General features: G+C 65.6%; 16 protein-coding genes and 1 pseudogene. 12 read left to right on the top strand and 5 right to left on the bottom strand.

Annotated features, from left to right (window positions below; all coding sequences use genetic code 11):
- Nucleotides 1–7: 7 nt before the first annotated feature.
- Nucleotides 8–1,717, bottom strand: coding sequence for a ShlB/FhaC/HecB family hemolysin secretion/activation protein (locus ABZO33_RS05760; RefSeq protein ID WP_414535210.1), 1,710 nt, complete (start codon nt 1,715–1,717; stop codon nt 8–10).
- Between the two features lie 537 nt (nt 1,718–2,254).
- Between ABZO33_RS05760 and ABZO33_RS05755 the strand changes: the two genes are divergently transcribed.
- From ABZO33_RS05755 to glpT, 12 genes are all read left to right on the top strand, one after another.
- On the top strand, nt 2,255–2,713 hold the full coding sequence (locus tag ABZO33_RS05755; RefSeq protein WP_414535209.1) for a GNAT family N-acetyltransferase: 459 nt from the start codon (nt 2,255–2,257) through the stop codon (nt 2,711–2,713).
- A gap of 167 nt (nt 2,714–2,880) precedes the next feature.
- Nucleotides 2,881–4,383, top strand: coding sequence for a glycine betaine/L-proline transporter ProP (proP, locus tag ABZO33_RS05750; RefSeq protein WP_414535208.1), 1,503 nt, complete (start codon nt 2,881–2,883; stop codon nt 4,381–4,383).
- Between the two features lie 148 nt (nt 4,384–4,531).
- Nucleotides 4,532–4,987, top strand: a complete 456-nt coding sequence (locus ABZO33_RS05745; RefSeq protein WP_023631311.1) for a (2Fe-2S)-binding protein — start codon at nt 4,532–4,534, stop codon at nt 4,985–4,987.
- Nucleotides 4,987–7,233, top strand: a complete 2,247-nt coding sequence (locus ABZO33_RS05740) for a molybdopterin cofactor-binding domain-containing protein (RefSeq protein WP_414535207.1) — start codon at nt 4,987–4,989, stop codon at nt 7,231–7,233. The genes ABZO33_RS05745 and ABZO33_RS05740 overlap by 1 nt, the downstream gene beginning before the upstream one ends.
- Nucleotides 7,234–7,250: 17 nt before the next feature.
- Nucleotides 7,251–8,585, top strand: coding sequence for a c-type cytochrome (locus ABZO33_RS05735; RefSeq protein WP_414535206.1), 1,335 nt, complete (start codon nt 7,251–7,253; stop codon nt 8,583–8,585).
- A 41-nt stretch (nt 8,586–8,626) separates the two neighbouring features.
- On the top strand, nt 8,627–9,643 hold the full coding sequence (locus ABZO33_RS05730; protein WP_414535205.1) for an XdhC family protein: 1,017 nt from the start codon (nt 8,627–8,629) through the stop codon (nt 9,641–9,643).
- A 189-nt stretch (nt 9,644–9,832) separates the two neighbouring features.
- The gene (locus ABZO33_RS05725; protein WP_414535204.1) at nt 9,833–10,414 is read left to right on the top strand and encodes a hypothetical protein; all 582 of its coding nucleotides are present in this window, start codon (nt 9,833–9,835) and stop codon (nt 10,412–10,414) included.
- Nucleotides 10,415–10,477: 63 nt separating this feature from the next.
- The gene (locus ABZO33_RS05720) at nt 10,478–11,038 is read left to right on the top strand and encodes a lipocalin family protein (RefSeq protein WP_414535203.1); all 561 of its coding nucleotides are present in this window, start codon (nt 10,478–10,480) and stop codon (nt 11,036–11,038) included.
- Nucleotides 11,039–11,097: 59 nt separating this feature from the next.
- Complete coding sequence (locus ABZO33_RS05715) at nt 11,098–11,403, top strand: NIPSNAP family protein (protein ID WP_414535202.1); 306 nt, start codon at nt 11,098–11,100, stop codon at nt 11,401–11,403.
- A gap of 137 nt (nt 11,404–11,540) precedes the next feature.
- On the top strand, nt 11,541–11,963 hold the full coding sequence (locus tag ABZO33_RS05710) for a DUF2231 domain-containing protein (RefSeq protein ID WP_414535201.1): 423 nt from the start codon (nt 11,541–11,543) through the stop codon (nt 11,961–11,963).
- Entirely contained in the window at nt 11,960–13,246 is a 1,287-nt protein-coding gene (locus tag ABZO33_RS05705; protein ID WP_414535200.1) for a PQQ-dependent sugar dehydrogenase, read from the top strand. The genes ABZO33_RS05710 and ABZO33_RS05705 overlap by 4 nt, the downstream gene beginning before the upstream one ends.
- A 176-nt stretch (nt 13,247–13,422) precedes the next feature.
- Nucleotides 13,423–14,775 (top strand): glycerol-3-phosphate transporter, encoded by a 1,353-nt coding sequence (gene glpT, locus ABZO33_RS05700; protein ID WP_414535199.1) that lies wholly within the window; start codon nt 13,423–13,425, stop codon nt 14,773–14,775.
- 53 nt (nt 14,776–14,828) lie between these two features.
- Here glpT and ABZO33_RS05695 read toward each other — a convergent pair whose 3' ends face one another.
- The 4 genes and pseudogenes from ABZO33_RS05695 to ABZO33_RS05680 form a co-directional block, all read right to left on the bottom strand.
- Nucleotides 14,829–15,116 carry a HigA family addiction module antitoxin gene (locus ABZO33_RS05695; protein WP_414535198.1) on the bottom strand — a complete coding sequence of 96 codons (288 nt, stop codon included), beginning with the start codon at nt 15,114–15,116 and terminating at the stop codon, nt 14,829–14,831.
- 14 nt (nt 15,117–15,130) lie between these two features.
- Nucleotides 15,131–15,409 (bottom strand): type II toxin-antitoxin system RelE/ParE family toxin, encoded by a 279-nt coding sequence (locus ABZO33_RS05690; protein ID WP_414535197.1) that lies wholly within the window; start codon nt 15,407–15,409, stop codon nt 15,131–15,133.
- A 226-nt stretch (nt 15,410–15,635) separates the two neighbouring features.
- Nucleotides 15,636–15,890: a hypothetical protein gene (locus ABZO33_RS05685; RefSeq protein ID WP_414535196.1), complete on the bottom strand. Its 255-nt coding sequence runs from the start codon at nt 15,888–15,890 to the stop codon at nt 15,636–15,638.
- Nucleotides 15,891–16,250: 360 nt separating this feature from the next.
- Nucleotides 16,251–18,051: pseudogene (locus tag ABZO33_RS05680) on the bottom strand (glycoside hydrolase family 15 protein).
- Nucleotides 18,052–18,087: the final 36 nt, after the last annotated feature.

Genomic DNA, 18,087 nt, shown 5'->3' with positions numbered 1-18,087 from the left:
GGTGCACTCAAATCTGCACGGCGGCCCGCAACAGCCAGACTTCGGGCTCGCGCTGGTAACCGCGGGGCGTGTTGAGGCTGCGCTGGTAGTCGAGGTCCAGCTGCAGTGCCTTCCAGCCCAGGTTCACGCCCAGGCTCGCGCCGCTCAGGCGCTGGCTGGCGGCGCCGTGGTCGGCCTTGATCCAGCCGTGGTCCAGGCCCAGCCGTGGGGTGACGCTCAACGCCCCCTGTGCCCGCAGCGGCAGGCGCAGGGTGTTGCGCCATACCGCCCCACTGGCACCCGACAGGCTGCTGATGCGGTAGCCGCGCACGGCCGAATCGTCGGTGCCGAGCAACTGCTCGATGGCTGGCAGCGGGTCGGGGCTGTACTGCAGGTTGAGCTGGCTCTGCCACTGCCAGGCCTGGTCCAGCAACTGGCCATTGCGCCACTGGCTGAGCCCGGCGCGGTACTTGTGGAACTGCGCCCTGGGCAGGTCGGGCACCGGGCGATCAGCGTCATCGTCGGCACCGAACCCATGCAGCCCCTGGGCATAGTTGAGGTCCAGGTTCCACACCGCGCGGTCGAGCCAGAACAGGTTGAGCCCGGCCTCGGCCACGGTCAGCGTCGGGCTCTGCACGTCCAGGCGCACCTTGGCGAACTCGCTGTCGACATCCTTGTGCGCCAGTTGCAGGCTGGCGCTCAGTTGATGGCGCTGGTCGCGCCACAGCACGCGCTCGCCGCGCAGGCTGAGCTGGTCGGTGATGCCGCGGCTATGCAGGGTCAGCGTGCTGAGCTTGACCGGCGAGCGGTACTCGGCATGGCTGGCGAACAGGCTGAAGGTCCAGTAGCCATAGGGGATCGCGTAGTACAGGCTGGCGTTGCGGCTGTAACGGTCGCCCTGGTTGAGGGTATCGCTGGCCGACAGGCTGAGCAGGTCGTTGAGTGCCAGCGGGTTGTCCAGGCCCAGGCTGAGCACGCGACGGTCGCGCCCGGTGCTGGCGCTGCCAAGGTTGTCCAGGCCCAGGCCCACGGCCACCCGTGGCTGCCCGGCGCTGCGCGGGCGCAGGATGATCCGCGAGGCGCCCGGCTGGCTACCGGGGGCGATATCGGCGGTCAGGTCGACCGAGCGCAGGCGGTTGAGCTGGTCCAGGCCTTGCTCCAGGTCACGCAGGTTCAGCGGCTCGCCGAGCATGCCGGGGAAGGCCCCGGCCAGGGATACCGGCAGGCGCTGGTCGGCCAGTTCGATGGCCTCCAGGTAGCCTTCGTCCACCAGGATATCCAGCGACTGCCCGGCCGCCGGCGCGCTGCTCAGGTAGGGCCGGCTGGCGATATAGCCCTTTTCCAGGTACAGCGCGGTGATACTCGCCAGCAGCTGGTTGATCTGCCCCACGCCCATGCACGCCGCCACCAGCGGATCGATGCGCGCATCAAGGGTGGCACGGTCGATCAGGGTGACACCGCCCACCCGCACCCCGGCCAGCGGCCAGCAGTGCGTATCCGGGGTCGCGACCTGAGGGACCTGCGCGGAAGTATCCGGCCCCGTGAACGCACCGCGTTGCAGCTGCCGGCGGCGTTGTTCCAACTGCAGTTGCTGCAGATCCTGTTGTTGCTGTTGCTGTTGGCGCAACACTTCCTGGCCGGGCACGAACGTCTCGGCACGCACGTTGCCCAGAGACAGGCAAGTCAATACGACGCACAGCGAAACGCGACGACAATCAATAGCAGACAGGTACGACATACAACACCCATTCGCAGGCAAAGGCACAGCGAGAATCGCAGTACTTGGAACTTCCCGGCACGGTTACCGAGAGTTATCGGCACACGTGCAATAACTTTAGAAAGTTGAGCGTTGTTCACTGCAACGCTCACGGAAAAGTTAATGACTGCCAATTACCACCCGAAGCCTGGCATGACCAACTGGTCACCCGGAACCCCGTGTTTAAGAGGCCAGAGAGACTGGCGCGCTAGATTGTCCAACAATCAAACTTGCCGACTGTTTGAGCCAACGGTACTTCTAGACACGAGCGGTAGACACCGGACTTTAGTCGCATGCCGCCTGTGCACAGCAACTTGGAAACACACTAAAGGATTCTACCGCGGTGAAAAGCGCCGAAACTAAGCCGAATAATGGGTCCGCGCGCCGACGTATCGCGCTGAAATTTGCACTCTATTGAAGCGACCGTCCTCGAATGTACTTGCAACTCGAGTGCGCGTTAGATGCCTGGTGTATGCTCGCGACATCACAGCTGAATACCCCCTCGAAAAGGACACCACCATGCCCCGCCTGGACTGGCTGAAACACCATATGGCCCACAGCGATACCCTCGCGCAGTGGCTGCACCAGCAGTTCCATTATGAATACGCAGACCTGCCGCTTGCCGACTGGCAACGCGAATTCGCCGAAGGCCAGCACAATGGTCAATGGCAATGCCTGGTGGCCCTGGACGGCGACCGCCTGCTGGGCAGCGCCGCCCTGGCCAGCGACGACCTGCCCGGGCGCGGCGACCTTGGCCCGTGGCTGGCCTGCGTGTTCGTCACCCCGCAAGCACGAGGGCAAGGCCTGGCGGAACAACTGATCGAAGGCATCTGCGACCATGCACGCAGCAGTGGGGTCTCCACGCTCTACCTGCACACCCATGACCAGAGCGCCTACTACGCCAAGCGTGGCTGGGCACCGCTGGAACCCTTCGAGGCCTGGGGGCAGCAGCACTGGCTGATGTCACGCACGCTCTGATCGCTAGCCTGATGGCCGCTAGAAGCGTGTTTTCCCCGCGCCAGGGCCATCCGTGCCGCACACGAATGATCCAACAGGGAATTATTTAGCGCGCCGTTGTATCTGACCCTAGGTACAAGGCTGGCCAAACCATGGCCATGCCCCCAAGCCTCGAAGGACAACGGCCCATGAAATCACGCAGAAAACCCGTCAAGCCCATCGGCTTGAAGGACATCACCATCGTCGACGACGCCAAGATGCGCAAGGCCATCACCGCCGCCGCCCTGGGCAACGCGATGGAATGGTTCGACTTCGGCGTCTACGGCTTCGTCGCCTTCGCCCTGGGCAAAGTGTTCTTCCCCAACGCCAGCCCCGGCGTGCAGATGATCGCGGCACTGGCCACCTTCTCCGTGCCCTTCCTGATCCGCCCGCTGGGCGGGCTGTTCTTCGGCGCCCTGGGCGACCGCTACGGGCGCCAGAAAGTACTGGCCGCGACCATCGTGATCATGTCCCTGAGCACCTTCGCCATCGGCCTGATCCCCTCCTACGCCAGCATCGGCATCTGGGCGCCGATCCTGCTGTTGCTGGCGAAGATGGCCCAGGGCTTCTCGGTGGGCGGTGAATACACCGGCGCCTCGATCTTCGTCGCCGAGTACGCCCCGGACCGCAAGCGCGGCTTCCTCGGCAGCTGGCTGGACTTCGGCTCGATCGCCGGTTTCGTCCTCGGCGCCGGGGTGGTGGTGCTGATCTCGACGGTTCTCGGCGAGGAACAGTTCCTCGAATGGGGCTGGCGCCTGCCGTTCTTCCTGGCCCTGCCGCTGGGCCTGATCGGCCTGTACCTGCGCCACGCCCTGGAAGAAACCCCGGCGTTCCAGCAACACGTCGACAAGCTCGAGCAAGGCGACCGCGAAGGCCTGGCCAGCGGCCCGAAAGTGTCGTTCAAGGAGGTGGCAACCCAGCACTGGCGCAGCCTGCTGACCTGCATCGGCGTGGTGATCGCCACCAACGTCACCTACTACATGCTGCTCACCTACATGCCCAGCTACCTCTCGCACAACCTGCACTACAGCGAAGACCACGGCGTGCTGATCATCATCGCGATCATGGTCGGCATGCTGTTCGTGCAGCCGATCATCGGCCTGCTCAGCGACAAGTGGGGGCGCAAGCCGTTCATCATCATCGGCAGCGTCGGCCTGTTCGCCCTGGCGATCCCGGCGTTCATGCTGATCACCAGCGGCAAGCTGGCGGTGATCTTCGCCGGCTTGTTGATCCTCGCCGTGCTGCTGAACTTCTTCATCGGTGTGATGGCCTCGACCCTGCCGGCGATGTTCCCCACCCACATCCGCTACAGCGCCCTGGCCAGCGCCTTCAACATCTCGGTGCTGATCGCCGGCCTGACCCCGACCCTCGCCGCCTGGCTGGTGGAAACCACCGACAACCTGTACATGCCGGCGTACTACCTGATGGTGATCGCGCTCATCGGCCTGCTCACCGGCCTGACCATGAAAGAGACCGCCAACCGCCCGCTGCGTGGCGCCGCCCCAGCCGCCTCGGATATCGACGAAGCCCGTGAACTGCTGCAGGAGCACCACGACAACATCGAACAGAAGATCGAGGACATCGACGCGCAGATCGCCGAGCTGGAGGCCAAGCGCAAGACCCTGGCCCAGCAACACCCGCGCATCGATTGACGCGGCTTGCGCATTCCGCCGGATTACTTGCCTGATCCTCTGAACCTGCGGGGTGTATCGGTTGCGCAATGGCCCCCTGTGCTAGCGTTTCTGGATTGGGGAACAGCGTATTCCCCACCTCCAGAACCGATGATCAGCAGGTGAGCCCATGGAACTACGAATCAACCAGCAGACCTACCAGGTCGAGGCTGACGCCGACACGCCCTTGCTCTGGGTGATCCGCGACGACTTGGGCCTGACCGGCACCAAGTACGGCTGTGGCCTGGCCCAATGCGGCGCCTGCTCGGTGCTGGTGGACGGCAATGTGGTGCGCGCCTGCGTAACCCCGGTGGCCGGCGTGGTCGGTCGTGAAGTCACCACCATCGAGGCCATCGAAGCCGACGCCGTGGGCAAGCGCGTGGTCGCCGCCTGGGTCGAGCACCAGGTGGCCCAGTGCGGCTACTGTCAGTCCGGCCAGGTAATGGCGGCCACCGCGCTGCTCAAGCACACGCCCAAGCCCAGCACCGAACAGATCGACGCGGCCATGGTCAACCTGTGCCGCTGCGGCACCTACAACGCCATCCATGCCGCCGTGCACGAACTGGCCCAAGGGGAGAACGCCTGATGAACGCGCGTATCGACACCCCTGACGACCTGGCACGGCTGCGCAGCGGCGAAACCGTCAACCTGTCGCGCCGGCGGTTTCTTGCCGGCAGCGCCATCGGCGCCCTGGTGCTGGGCTTCGGCCTGCCGCTGGGCTCGGCGCGGATACAGGCCGCCGCCGCGACCAGCGAGCGCGGCACCCAGGTGCCGGCCTTCCTGGAAATTCGCGCGGACGGCAGCGTGCACCTGCTCAGCCCGTTCATGGAGGGCGGGCAAGGGGTCAACACGGCCATGGCGCAGATCATCGGCGAGGAACTGGACGCCGACCCGGCCACCTTCGTGGTCGAAAGCGCGCCAGCAGGCGAGGCCTACGTGGTGATGGAGAACGGCCTGCGCATCACCGGCGGCAGCATGTCGGTGCGCATGAGCTACCCGACCATGCGCCGCCTCGGCGCCCTGGCCCGCGCCATGCTGCTGCAGGCCGGCGCCGAACAGCTGGGGGTGCCGGTCGATGAATTGAGCACCGAACCGGGCAAGGTGGTGCACGCGGCCTCGGGCCGGGCGCTGGGCTACGGCGAACTGGCCGCCAGGGCCATGGACCTGCCGGTACCGGACCCTGCCAGCGTCAAGCTGCGCGACCCCAGCCAGTTCCGCTGGATCGGCAAGCCGGTGCAGCGCCTCGACGCCTACGACAAGTCCACCGGCAAGGCCGTCTACAGCATCGACGTCAAGGTCGACGGCATGCTCCACGCCGCCGTGCAGCATGCCCCGCGCCTGGGCATGACCGTCGGCAACCTGCGCAACGAGGAACAGGTCAAGGCCATGAAGGGCGTGCACTCGGTGCATCAACTGCCCGGTGCGGTCGCCGTGGTCGCCGAACGCTGGTGGCACGCCAAGCGTGCGGTAGAGGCACTGCAGGTGGACTGGAAGGAAGTGGCCGCCGACAGCCAGGTGCGGCCGATGCCTGCCGATTTTTCCAGCGATGGCTGGCGCGAACACCTGGCCGCCCAGACCGGGCCGAGCCGCGACGAGGAAAACCAGGGCGATGTCGCCGGCGCCCTGGCCGGGACCAAGACCAAGGTCGAGGCCACCTACCACAACCAGTTCCTCAACCACGCGCAGTTGGAACCGCCCTCCGCCACCGCCCGTTTCAACCCCGACGGCTCGCTGGAAGTGTGGCTGCCCAACCAGGCCCAGGACATGTTCCGCGCCGACATCGCCAAGCGCACCGGCCTGGACCCGGCGCGGATCACCCTGCATTCGCCACTGCTCGGCGGTTTCTTCGGCCGGCACTTCCTGTACGACTCGGCCAACCCCTACCCGCAGGCCATCGCCCTGGCCAAGGCGGTCGGCAGGCCGGTGAAACTGATCTGGAGCCGTGAGGAGGAGTTCCTGCGCGATGCCATGCGCCCCATGGCCGTGGTCAAGTTCCGCGCCGCGCTGGACGAAAAAGGCCTGCCGCTGGCCATCGAGGCGATCAGCGCCACCGAAGGCCCGACCGAGGCCATTGCCGGCAAGCAGGGCGACAAGGTCGACCCCACCGCCCTCGAAGGGCTGTCGGGCAAGGCCTACGCGATCGCCAACAAACGTATCGCGCAGATCTATGTCAAAGGCCCGGCCATGCTCGGCTACTGGCGCTCGGTGGGCAATTCGCTGAACGACTTCTTCTACGAGTCGTTCCTCGACGAGCTGGCCGACAAGGGCGGCCATGATCCCTTCGAGCTGCGCCTGCACCTGCTGCGGGACAACCCGCGCCTGACCACCCTGCTGCAGGCGGTGGGCGAGCTGTCCGGCGGCTGGAAGCGCGGCCCGTTCACCGCCGAGGACGGCAGCAAGCGCGCCCGCGGCGTGGCCATGGCCTCGCCATTCGGCTCGGAGGCGGCGGTCATCGCCGAGGTGTCGCTGGAGGGCGGCCAGGTCAAGGTGCACGATATCTGGCAGGCCATCGACCCGGGCAGCATCGTCAACCCGGCGATCATCGAGGCCCAGGTCAACGGCGCGGTATCCCTGGGCCTGTCCCAGGTGCTGCTGGAAGAATCGGTGTGGCTGAACGGTATGCCACGGGCACGCAACTACGACCTGTACCCGGTGCTGCCACCGTCGCGCATGGCCCGGGTGCATGTGCGCATCGTCCAGAGCGGGGCGAAGATGGGCGGCATCGGTGAACCGCCGCTGCCGGCGGTGGCGCCCGCGGTGGCCAACGCCGTGGCGCAGCTCACCGGCCAGCGCGTGCGCAGCATGCCCCTGAGCCGCCATACCTTCAGCTGACACGACAAGGACAGCCCATGAACAACAGCCGATTCGCAAGAACCGCAGGCTGGTTGGCCTTGCCGTGCCTGGTCGCGGCAGGCCTGCTGGCCTGGTACGTCACCCGCGAGCCCGCCACGCCCTTCAGCGCCTCGGACAGCGCCGACGCCGCCCTGGTCAGCCGCGGCGAATACGTCGCCCGGCTCAGCGACTGCGTGGCCTGCCACAGCCTGCCGGGCAAGGCGCCCTTTGCCGGAGGCCTGGAAATGGCCACGCCGCTGGGGGCGATCCATGCCACCAATATCACCGCGGACCGCGAGCATGGCATCGGCGCCTACAGCCTGGCCGACTTTGACCGCGCCGTGCGCCAGGGCGTCGCGCCGGGAGGGCGACGGCTGTACCCGGCCATGCCCTACCCTTCCTACGCCAAGCTCAGCGACGACGATGTGCGGGCGCTCTACGCGTTCTTCATGAAGGGCGTGCAACCGGCAGCCGAAGCCAATATTCCCAGCAGTATTCCCTGGCCATTGAACCTGCGCTGGCCCATCGCCCTGTGGAACGGCCTGTTCGCACCGACCACCGCCTATGCGCAGAAACCCGACCAGGATCCGCTGTGGAATCGTGGCGCCTACATCGTCCAGGGCCCCGGCCACTGCGGCAGTTGCCATACGCCTCGGGGCCTGGCCTTCAACGAGAAAGCCCTGGACGAAGGCGGCGCGCCGTTCCTCGCCGGGGCCCTGCTCGATGGCTGGTACGCGCCGAGCCTGCGCCAGGACCACAACACCGGGCTCGGCCGCTGGAGCGAAGCCGAGATCGTGCAGTTCCTCAAGACCGGGCGCAATCGCCATGCAGTGGTGTACGGCTCGATGACCGAGGCGTTCAACAACTCCACGCAGTTCATGAGCGACGACGACCTGGGCGCGATCGCCCGCTACCTCAAAGCGTTGCCCGGTGACCCTCGGCGTGATGGTGCACCTTGGCAGTACCAGGCGACGGCCGCCGCGCCTGATGCGCCCGGCGCGCGCACCTACGCGACCCGTTGCGCCAGCTGCCATGGCGCGGATGGCAAGGGCCAGGCCGAGTGGATGCCGCCGCTGGCGGGGGCCACCTCGATGCTGGCCGGCGAGAACGCCTCGGCGATCAACATCACCCTCAACGGCTCGCAGCGCATCGTCGCCGCCGGGGTGCCGGACGCCTACCGCATGCCGGCGTTCCGTGAGCAGCTGTCGGACCGGGAGATCGCCGAGGTGCTGAGCTTCGCCCGCAGTGCCTGGGGCAATCACGGCGGCGCGGTGCAGGCCAAGGCGGTGGGCGAGCTACGCGGACATACCGACCCTGCCAGCAGCAGCCCGATCATCCTGCATATGCGCTGATACCACATTATCAGCGTGGGCCACAGACAACCGAGGACACCATGGAAAGCATCGACCTGCTGGTCCTGCGCACCACCCACGACTGGCTCCAGGCCGGGCACCGCGTGCTGCTCGCCACTGTCGCCCGCACCTGGGGCTCCTCCCCGCGCCCGGTCGGCTCGATGATGGCGCTGCGCAACGATGGCCGGGTGGTCGGCAGCGTGTCTGGCGGCTGTATCGAGGACGACCTGATCCATCGCTACACCACCGCCTATGGCGGCCCCGGCCTGCCCCTGGGCAGGCCCGAGGTGATCCGCTATGGCGTCAGCGCCGACGAGGCCCACCGCTTCGGCCTGCCCTGCGGTGGCACCCTGGAACTGATCCTGGAATTCGAACCGGCAATGTTGCCGCTGCAGCAACTGCTGGAGCAGCTCGACCAGGGCCGGCTGATGCGCCGCCGACTGGCCCTGCAAAGCGGCGCGGTGAGCCTGGCCGCCACCACCACGCCCGAGCAGTTCAGCTTCGATGGCCAGCACATGGTCAACACCCTCGGCCCCGGCTACCGCATGCTGCTGATCGGCGCCGGGGCCCTGGCCGAATACCTCGCGACCATGGCCTTGTTCAACGGCTTCCGGGTGGCGGTGTGCGACCCTCGTCCCAAGCACATGACCACCTGGGCGGTGGCCGGCGTCGAGCACCTCAAGGGCATGCCGGACGATGCGGTACGCGCCTTCAACGCAGACCTGCGCACCTGCATCATCGCCGTCAGCCACGACCCCAAGCTCGACGACCTGGCGCTGCTCGAGGCCCTGCACGGCCCGGCGTTCTACATCGGCGCCATCGGCTCGCGGCGTAACAGCCAGCTGCGCCGCGAACGGCTGATCGAGCATTTCGGCGAAACCGAACAGTCCCTCGAACGCCTGCATGGCCCCATCGGCATCTACATCGGCAGCAAGACCCCGGCGGAGATCGCGGTGAGCGTGATGGCCGAAGTGCTGGCCGCCAAGAATGCCGTGAGCTTGCCGGGGGCGGTGAGCGTATCCGGGGCCAAGCGCGAGCGTGATCATTACCCTTTGTAATGCCTGAGCCAGCCTCATCGCGGGGCAAGCCCGCTCCCACGATCGTCAGGCAGCAGAGTTGCGAGTAGTGCCAGCGTGGGAGCGGGCTTGCCCCGCGATGAGGCCGACATGGTCCACACATCTGCCAACCTGTGTCTATGCTTCTTCTCGCATACATCCACCGGTATCGACCACAAGGAAGACAGGCCAATGACTGCCACCCTCGCACGCGCTGTTGCTTTCGCCTCGTTAGTGTCCGCCGCCAGCCTCGCCGCCCACGCCGCCGAACTGCCCATCGCCAGCGAAGCACTGGAAAGCCATGTCACCACCGAAGTGACCAAGATCGACCTGCCCAACCGCCAGGTCACGGTAAAGGGCCCCCACGACAAGGACGTGACCTTCCAGCTCACCGAACAGGCCAAGGCGCTGCCCAACCTCAAGGTCGGTGACCAGGTCGACATCAAAGTCACCCGTGCCATCGCCTATGTACTGAACACCAATGTCGGCGGCGCGCCCAAGGCCTCCGAGGAATCGGGCACCATCCGCGCCACCGCGGCCAACCCCAACCCGGGTGGCGAGGCTTTCCGCCAGGTCAAGATCACCTCGCAGATCAAGAAGATCGACCTGAAAACCCATGAAGTCACCCTGCTGCCGCCCGCAGGCGAACTGCAGGTGGTCAAGGTCGAGAACCCCGAGCTACAGGAGCGTATGAAAAACCTCAAGGTCGACCAGACCGTCGAAGCCATCTTTACCGAAGTACTGAGCGTGGAAACTTCCCGCCCAGCCCAGTAAAACCTTTGGCCGGCCCGCGCATCGAAAGCCATGTGAGCCTTTCCCCCCTTCAGGAGGTTTCCCATGGCGATGCGCCTGGCCGTGCCGTTTTGCTGCTGCCTCACCCTCGCGCTCACGGGCTGCACCAGCGCCCGCGACGAGCAGCCACCGCCCACCACGCAACAGGTCGAGCTCCAGCGCTACCAGGGCACCTGGTACGAACTGGCGCGCCTGCCTATGTTCTTCCAGCGCAACTGCGTGCAGTCCGAGGCCCGCTATGGCCTGCGCGAGGACGGGCGCATCGACGTCACCAATCGCTGCCTGGAAAAAGACGGCCAATGGAACCAGGCCAATGGCATCGCCGAGGCGCAAGTACCCGGCCGCACCGACAAGCTCTGGGTACGCTTCGACAACTGGTTCAGCCGCCTCGCACCGGACCTGACCAAAGGCGAGTACTGGGTGCTGTATCACGACGCGGATTACCGCGTGGCCGTGGTCGGCCATCCGAACCGCGAATACCTGTGGCTGCTGTCACGCACCCCCACCGTCAGTGACCAGACCCGTGACCAGCTACTGGAGCTGGCGCGCAAGCAGGGTTATCCCACCGAGCAGTTGATCTGGCGCCAGGCCAACGCCAAGCCCTAGGCGCCCACTCTCGTGCACTGATAAGGTGAGCCCCCGGCTCACCCAAAGGATTGCGTGCAATGATCACTTGCCACCTCAAGTACATCATCGACCCCTACCAGATTCCCGCCTTCGAAGCCTACGGCAAGCTGTGGATCGGCCTGGTCAACCGCATGGGCGGCAACCACCATGGTTACTACCTGCCCAGCGAAGGCGCCAACAATGTCGCCTACGCGCTGTTCAGCTTCCCCAGCCTGGCGACCTACGAGCAGTACCGCAAAGCCTCGGAAACCGACCCGGAGTGCATCGCCGCCTTTGCCCTGGCCACCGAGCAACGCTTCATCCTCAGCTATGAACGCAGCTTCCTGCGGCCCGTGCTCGACTGAATTCCCCACGCAAGACCTGGGTTCTTGCAGGCGCCGGTAAAGCCAACGGCAAACGTCACTGAACTATTGCACCTCGATCACGATCCTCACCTAAGCACCCTCGACCCAGGATCGTCGATCGACAAGGAGCCTAGCCAGTGACCACCACCACCCTCCCCCGTTGCACCCCAGGGCCGCTGCACGCGACCCTGCTCGCCGGCAGCGTGCCGCTGTTCCTCGGCGCCCTGCTCAGCGACATCGCCTACTACCAGAGCTACCAGATCCAGTGGAGCAACTTCGCCGCCTGGCTGATCGCCGGGGCACTGCTATCCAGTGGCCTGGCGCTGCTGTTCGCCCTGGCCAACCTGATCCGGGCGCCACGCAAGGCCGGTCGCCCGCTGCGGTACGTGCTGTTGCTGCTGGTCACCTGGGTACTGGGCCTGGTCAACGCCTTCGAGCACGCCAAGGACGCCTGGGCCGTGATGCCCGCAGGCCTGGTGCTGTCAGTGGTGGTCACGGTGCTGGCCATGCTCGCCACCTGGGCCGGCCTGACCCGCCTGCGCACGGAGGGTGAAGCATGAAGCACACATTGAGCGCCCTGAGCATGGCCCTGCTGCTCAGCGCCTGTGGCGGCGACGGCGAGAAGACCCAGGCCCATGGCCCGGACCCGAAATTGCCGGCCCCCGAACGCGGGCTGCTGCCAAGCATGAAGATCGCCCAGCCGGCCGCCTGGGGTGAGCAACAACCCCAGGTGCCCCAGGGCTACCGCATCAGCGCCATCGCCACCGACCTGAAGATCCCGCGCCAGACCCTGGTGCTGCCCAATGGCGACATCCTCGTTGCCGAGGGCCGTGGCGGCAACGCCGCCAAGCTCAAGCCCAAGGACGTGATCGCCAGCCAGATCAAGGCCAAGGGCAACACCCAGGTCAAGGGCGGCAACCGCCTTACCCTGCTGCGCGACGCCGACGGCGATGGCCGCTACGAACTGCAGACAGTGTTCGCCGAACACCTCAATGCCCCGTATGGCCTGGCCTACGCCGACGGCAAGCTGTACGTGGCCAACCAGGACGCGCTGGTGCGCTTCGATTACCAGGACGGCCAGACCCAGGCCGGCGGCCCGCCGACCAAGGTCACCGACCTGCCCGCCGAGATCAACCACCACTGGACCAAGTCGTTGGCCATCAGCCCCGACGGCCGCTACCTGTACGTCGGCATCGGCTCCAACAGCAACATCACCGAGCGTGGCATGGAGGCGGAGGTCGACCGCGCGATGGTCTGGCAGGTCGATGCCGCGAGCGGCGCCCACCGGCCTTATGCCACCGGCCTGCGCAACCCGACTGCGCTGGCCATCCAACCGGGCGACGGCCAACTGTGGGCAGTGGTCAACGAGCGCGACGAACTGGGCCCGGACCTGGTCCCGGACTACCTGACCTCGGTGCGCGAAGGTGCGTTCTACGGCTGGCCGTATAGCTACTGGGGGCAGAACGTCGATGAGCGCGTGCGCCCGCAGAACCCGGACAAGGTGAAAGCCGCGATCAAGCCCGACTACAGCCTCGGCTCGCATGTGGCAGCGCTGGGCGTGGCCTTCTCCAACACGGCCATGGGCGAAACCTTCGCCGATGGGGTGTTCGTGGGCGAACACGGCAGCTGGAACCGGCCCAACCCGGTGGGCTACAAGGTGATCTTCGTGCCGTTTCGCGATGGCAAGCCGACCGGCGAGCCGGTGGATTTCGCCACTGGTTTCCTCGGCGAGGACGGCAAGACCCGTGGTCGCCCGGTGGGGGTGACGGTCGATCCGAAAGGCGCGCTGATCATTGCCGACGACCTGGCCAATACGATTTGGCGGGTTACACGCAATCAGTAAGCCCCTGACGCTGAACAGCCCCTCTTGCGCGCAAGTCGCGCGGGAGAGGGCCCGGTTGCGAATAGCGCTGACAAAGGTTCACAAAACAACAGTATTTCCCAGCAGAACCGGTATTTTTTCTGTAACGAAAATGTAAAATTCGTTTTCGCATACCTATAACAAGCTGGGAGCTTCACATGTTTGCCTTCTTCCGCCCTGCCGCGCACCAGGCGCCGCTGCCCGACGAGCGCGTCGACAGCACCTATCGCCGCCTGCGCTGGCAAATCTTCGCCGGGATCTTCTTCGGCTATGCCGGCTACTACCTGCTGCGCAAGAACTTCTCCCTGGCCATGCCCTACCTCATCGAGGAAGAGGGCTACACTCGCGGCCAGCTTGGCCTGGCGATCTCCGCCATCGCCATCGCCTACGGCTTGTCCAAGTTCCTCATGGGCCTGGTCTCGGACCGCTCCAACCCACGCTACTTCCTGCCCTTCGGCCTGCTGATCTCGGCCGGGGTGATGTTCATTTTCGGTTTCGCGCATTGGGCCACGTCCAGCGTGACGATCATGTTCGTGCTGCTGTTCATCAACGGCTGGGCCCAGGGCATGGGCTGGCCGCCAAGCGGGCGGACCATGGTGCACTGGTGGTCGCAGAAAGAGCGCGGCAGCGTGGTGTCGGTATGGAACGTCGCCCATAACGTCGGTGGCGGCCTGATCGGCCCGCTGTTCCTGCTGGGCCTGGCCTGGACCAACGACTGGCACGCGGCCTTCTATGTGCCCGCCACGGTCGCCGTGCTGGTGGCCGTGTTCGCCTTCGCCACCATGCGCGACACCCCGCAATCGGTCGGCCTGCCGCCGGTCGAGCAGTACAAGAACGACTACCCCGAAGGCTACGATGAGAGCCACGAGCAGGAGTTCAGCGCCAAGCAGATCTTCGTCCAGTACGTGCTGTGCAACAAACTGCTGTGGTACATCGCCCTGGCCAACGTGTTCGTCTACCTGCTGCGCTACGGCGTGCTCGACTGGGCGCCGACCTACCTGAAGGAAGCCAAGCACTTCAGCGTCGACACCACCTCGTGGGCGTACTTCTTCTACGAGTGGGCCGGCATCCCCGGCACCCTGCTGTGCGGCTGGATGTCCGACAAGATCTTCCGCGGCAACCGTGGCCTGACCGGCATCGTGTTCATGGCCCTGGTGACCGTCGCCACCCTGGTGTACTGGCTCAACCCGCCGGGCAACCCGACCATCGACATGATCGCGCTGTTCTCCATCGGCTTCCTGATCTACGGGCCGGTGATGCTGATCGGCCTGCAGGCGCTGGAGCTGGCGCCGAAGAAAGCCGCCGGTACCGCGGCGGGCTTCACCGGCCTGTTCGGCTACCTGGGTGGCTCGGTCGCGGCGAGCGCGGCGATGGGCTACACCGTCGACCACTTCGGCTGGGACGGCGGCTTCGTGATGCTGGTCAGCGCGTGTGTGCTGGCGATTGCGTTCCTGATTCCGACCTTGCGTCATACCAAGGTGGCCAGTGCCGGTCGTGAGGCAGTGGCCTGACAGCCTCGGCTGACGCTCAGGTAAAAGCCCGGGGCCTGCACCCCGGGCTTTTTTCAAGCGGCTTGATGCAACCGCGTGATCACCGGTTGCTGGCGCTGGCGTGCCTGCCAGATGTCGTAGTCCACCTGGATCGTCAGCCACAGCCGCGCCGTGCTGATGCCGGCCATTTCCAGGCGCACCGCCAGGTCCGGTGAAACCGCCGCTCGGCCATGAAGGACCCGCGACAGGGCCTCACGCGAGAAACCCAGATGCTCGGCGAACGCCTTGACCGTCAGGCCCAAGGCCGGCAGGACATCTTCACGCAGGGTTTCGCCGGGGTGAGGCGGGTTGTGCATAGCCATGATTTTGCCCCTTGTCAGTGGTAGTCGAGATAGTCGACCAGTTCGACATCAAAGCCTGTGAAACGGAACACCAGGCGCCAATTGCCGGACACGCTTATCGACCAGAAACTGAGCCGCTCTCCTTTGAGCGGGTGCAACTGCCAGCCAGGCACACTCATGTCCTCGGCGACCACGGCACTGTCGAGGAACTGCAACTGTCGCCGCAGGCGCTGGACATGGGCAGCCTGAATGCCGCGGGTATTGCCCGTTTCGTGGAAGAGCCGCAGGCCTTTGTGGCGAAAGCTGATGATCATGGGGCACGCATCCGTTTCATGCGAAAAAACCCGAGTGTGACCCCACGCATCACACATGGGAAAGTATCATATGTGACCCCATGCGTCACACCCTGCCGATGAAAATGTCGTGCCCTGCCTACGTGCTTGCCCCGTGATAGCGTCGGTGCGGATGCTCCCGCAGGCATGGCCGATCCTCGACGGTCATTCACACCTCAAACGTTGCCTGCCCGCAGGATGCAACACCTCAATGCCGTGTCTGCGGCTCACCTGGTATCTGTACCTGCGCCAACGCCGAGTCCAGCAGCGCGCGTACGGTTTCCATCTCGTGCACCGCCGTCAGCGCCAGCGTTGCTCCAAGCGAATGCGGATGCGAGACCAATACCGACTGATGGGCCACGATCAGGGCGCAGCGCACGTATTCCGCCGCCTGGATCAGGGTGTCTTCGAGGTGGTGAGGGGAAGGATTGGATGGGGGTGGATCGGGGACGATCTTCAACATTTCGACTTCTCCTGCAGTTAAAGATAGGTCGCCATCCTTCCTTTGCAGTGGAGGGGTGGCGACTACGTACAGGCTGCAAAAACCGGGGCAGAAGAAGGTAACCCGGCAGGTCCGAAGACCTCCCGTACGCAGCCACCATGAAACAAACCTCACAGTGCGCTAATGCACCTGAAGCCTGGCAACGGCGTCCTTCTTCTTTGGCACGGGTTTGCAGACCCGGTCGCTGAATTGGCAACGACCGGGGGAGCCTAGGTTGCAAGGAGGACCGTAGCAATGGCTGAAAGGTGGCAAAAGAATGATTCGGAAATGGACTACAAGCAATGAGGAAAAACTGATAGCCCAGTGTCAGAAGTCGCAGGCTCAGTCACCGCACTTCGCCCGATCCCGCACCGGACACTGCGCCCGGTGCAGGTTCAACGCGGTATTGATGATGCCGATATGGCTGAACGCCTGCGGAAAATTCCCCAGCATCCGTTTGCCCACCGGGTCGTACTGCTCGGCCAGCAATCCCACGTCATTGCACAAGCCGGTAAGCCGCTCGTAAAGCGCCTGCGCCTCCTCCTGCCGCCCCAGCAGCACGTAGACATCCGCCAACCAGAACGAACACACCAGGAACGTCCCCTCCCCTGGCGTCAGGCCGTCGCTGCAACTGTCGCTGTCGTAGCGCAGCAGCAGGCCGTTGCGCAGCAGGCGCCTTTCGATCTGTTCGAGGGGTGCGCAGGAAACGTGGATCGTCGGCCGGCAGAAAGCCGGTCAGGGCGATCTGCAGCAGGCTCGCGTCCAGCTCGGTCGAGCCGTAGGCCTGGACGAAGTGACGCCCGTCGGCATCCAGCCCGCGACGGCAGACCTCGTCACGGATCTGGTCCGCCACCTGGCGGTAATGTCGCCCCCGTTCACGCCCTTCCTCGGTGGTGTCGGCCAGGCTCGCCGACCGGTCGAAGGCGACCCAGGCCATGACCTTGGAATGCACGAAATGCTGGCGACCGCCGCGCACCTCCCACAGCCCCTCGTCCGGCTCGCGCCAGATGCTTTCGAGGTACGGCAGGATCGCGCGGGCGATGGCGGCGCTGCGCGGATGACGCGGCAGCCCGCCCTTGATGGCCTGGGTCATGGCGTCGGCCAGTTCGCCATAGATATCCAGCTGCAACTGCTCGGACGCGGCATTGCCGACCCGCACCGGCTGCGAATGCTCGTAACCGGGCAGCCAGGGCAGGCTGAACTCCGGCAGGTCGCGCTCCCCCGCCAGCCCGTACATGATCTGCATCTGCTCGGGGTTGCCCGCCACCGAGCGCAGCAGCCATTCGCGCCAGGCCTGGGCCTCGTCGAAGTAACCAAGGTTCATCAGCGCCAGCAAGGTCATGGTAGCGTCGCGCAGCCAGCAGTAGCGGTAGTCCCAGTTGCGCTCGCCACCGATGCGCTCGGGCAGCGAGGTGGTGACGGCGGCGACCATGCCCCCGGTGGGCGCGTAGGTCATGGCCTTGAGGGTCAGCAGCGAGCGGCGTACCCGCTCGGTGTATGGGCCGACGTCGGGGCAGCGGGCGGCGAAGGCCTGCCATTGGTTGATGGTCTGCTCCAGGTCATGATCGACGTCGCATCCAGGCTGCACAGGCAGGTGCGAGGGCTGGTGGCAGAGGCTGAACACCTGGCGCTCACCGGCGCGCACGCGAAACCGGGCGACGCTGTGGTGGTCCCGGCCATGGGTCTCGGTGCTGCTGCGCAGGATCAGGCGATCGGGGCCGGCAACCGCGCTCAGGGTCAGCGGGTCGAGCTTCTCCACCCAGGGCACGCTGCGGCCATAGTCGAAGCGCAGCACCAGGTCCATCTCGAACGCCGTCTCGCCGGCCAGGCCCTCGACAATGCGCAGCACCGCATTGGATTTGCCCAGGGGCATGCAGTCGAGCACGCGGGCGCGACCACTGGCGGTGGTCCAGGTGGTTTCCAGTACCAGGGTGTCATCGAGGTAGCGGCGGGTGCTGTGCTCGACCGGGTCGCTGGGGGCGATGCGCCAACGGCCGTTTTCCTCGTTGCCCAGCAACGCGGCGAACACTGCGGGGGCGTCGAAGCGTGGCAGGCACAGCCAGTCGAGGGCGCCGTCGCGGTTGATCAGGGCGGCGCTGCGGCAGTTGCCGATGAGGGCATAGTCTTCGATCAGGGCGGGCATCTCGGATCCTCAGGCGGTGGGCGTGAGTTTGGATAC

Source organism: Pseudomonas sp. CAM1A (genome assembly GCF_047501685.1).
Classification (GTDB): Bacteria; Pseudomonadota; Gammaproteobacteria; order Pseudomonadales; family Pseudomonadaceae; genus Aquipseudomonas.
The sequence above is the reverse complement of the archived record's forward strand: the minus strand, read 5'-3'. Positions and strand labels throughout refer to the sequence as shown.

Excerpts from the sequence above, each read along its gene's own strand:
- ABZO33_RS05760 (WP_414535210.1), bottom strand. The coding sequence starts at position 1,717 with ATGTCGTACCTGTCTGCTATTGATTGTCGTCGCGTTTCGCTGTGCGTC.
- ABZO33_RS05755 (WP_414535209.1), top strand. The coding sequence starts at position 2,255 with ATGCCCCGCCTGGACTGGCTGAAACACCATATGGCCCACAGCGATACC.
- proP (WP_414535208.1), top strand. The coding sequence starts at position 2,881 with ATGAAATCACGCAGAAAACCCGTCAAGCCCATCGGCTTGAAGGACATC.
- ABZO33_RS05745 (WP_023631311.1), top strand. The coding sequence starts at position 4,532 with ATGGAACTACGAATCAACCAGCAGACCTACCAGGTCGAGGCTGACGCC.
- ABZO33_RS05740 (WP_414535207.1), top strand. The coding sequence starts at position 4,987 with ATGAACGCGCGTATCGACACCCCTGACGACCTGGCACGGCTGCGCAGC.
- ABZO33_RS05735 (WP_414535206.1), top strand. The coding sequence starts at position 7,251 with ATGAACAACAGCCGATTCGCAAGAACCGCAGGCTGGTTGGCCTTGCCG.
- ABZO33_RS05730 (WP_414535205.1), top strand. The coding sequence starts at position 8,627 with ATGGAAAGCATCGACCTGCTGGTCCTGCGCACCACCCACGACTGGCTC.
- ABZO33_RS05725 (WP_414535204.1), top strand. The coding sequence starts at position 9,833 with ATGACTGCCACCCTCGCACGCGCTGTTGCTTTCGCCTCGTTAGTGTCC.
- ABZO33_RS05720 (WP_414535203.1), top strand. The coding sequence starts at position 10,478 with ATGGCGATGCGCCTGGCCGTGCCGTTTTGCTGCTGCCTCACCCTCGCG.
- ABZO33_RS05715 (WP_414535202.1), top strand. The coding sequence starts at position 11,098 with ATGATCACTTGCCACCTCAAGTACATCATCGACCCCTACCAGATTCCC.
- ABZO33_RS05705 (WP_414535200.1), top strand. The coding sequence starts at position 11,960 with ATGAAGCACACATTGAGCGCCCTGAGCATGGCCCTGCTGCTCAGCGCC.
- glpT (WP_414535199.1), top strand. The coding sequence starts at position 13,423 with ATGTTTGCCTTCTTCCGCCCTGCCGCGCACCAGGCGCCGCTGCCCGAC.
- ABZO33_RS05695 (WP_414535198.1), bottom strand. The coding sequence starts at position 15,116 with ATGGCTATGCACAACCCGCCTCACCCCGGCGAAACCCTGCGTGAAGAT.
- ABZO33_RS05690 (WP_414535197.1), bottom strand. The coding sequence starts at position 15,409 with ATGATCATCAGCTTTCGCCACAAAGGCCTGCGGCTCTTCCACGAAACG.
- ABZO33_RS05685 (WP_414535196.1), bottom strand. The coding sequence starts at position 15,890 with ATGTTGAAGATCGTCCCCGATCCACCCCCATCCAATCCTTCCCCTCAC.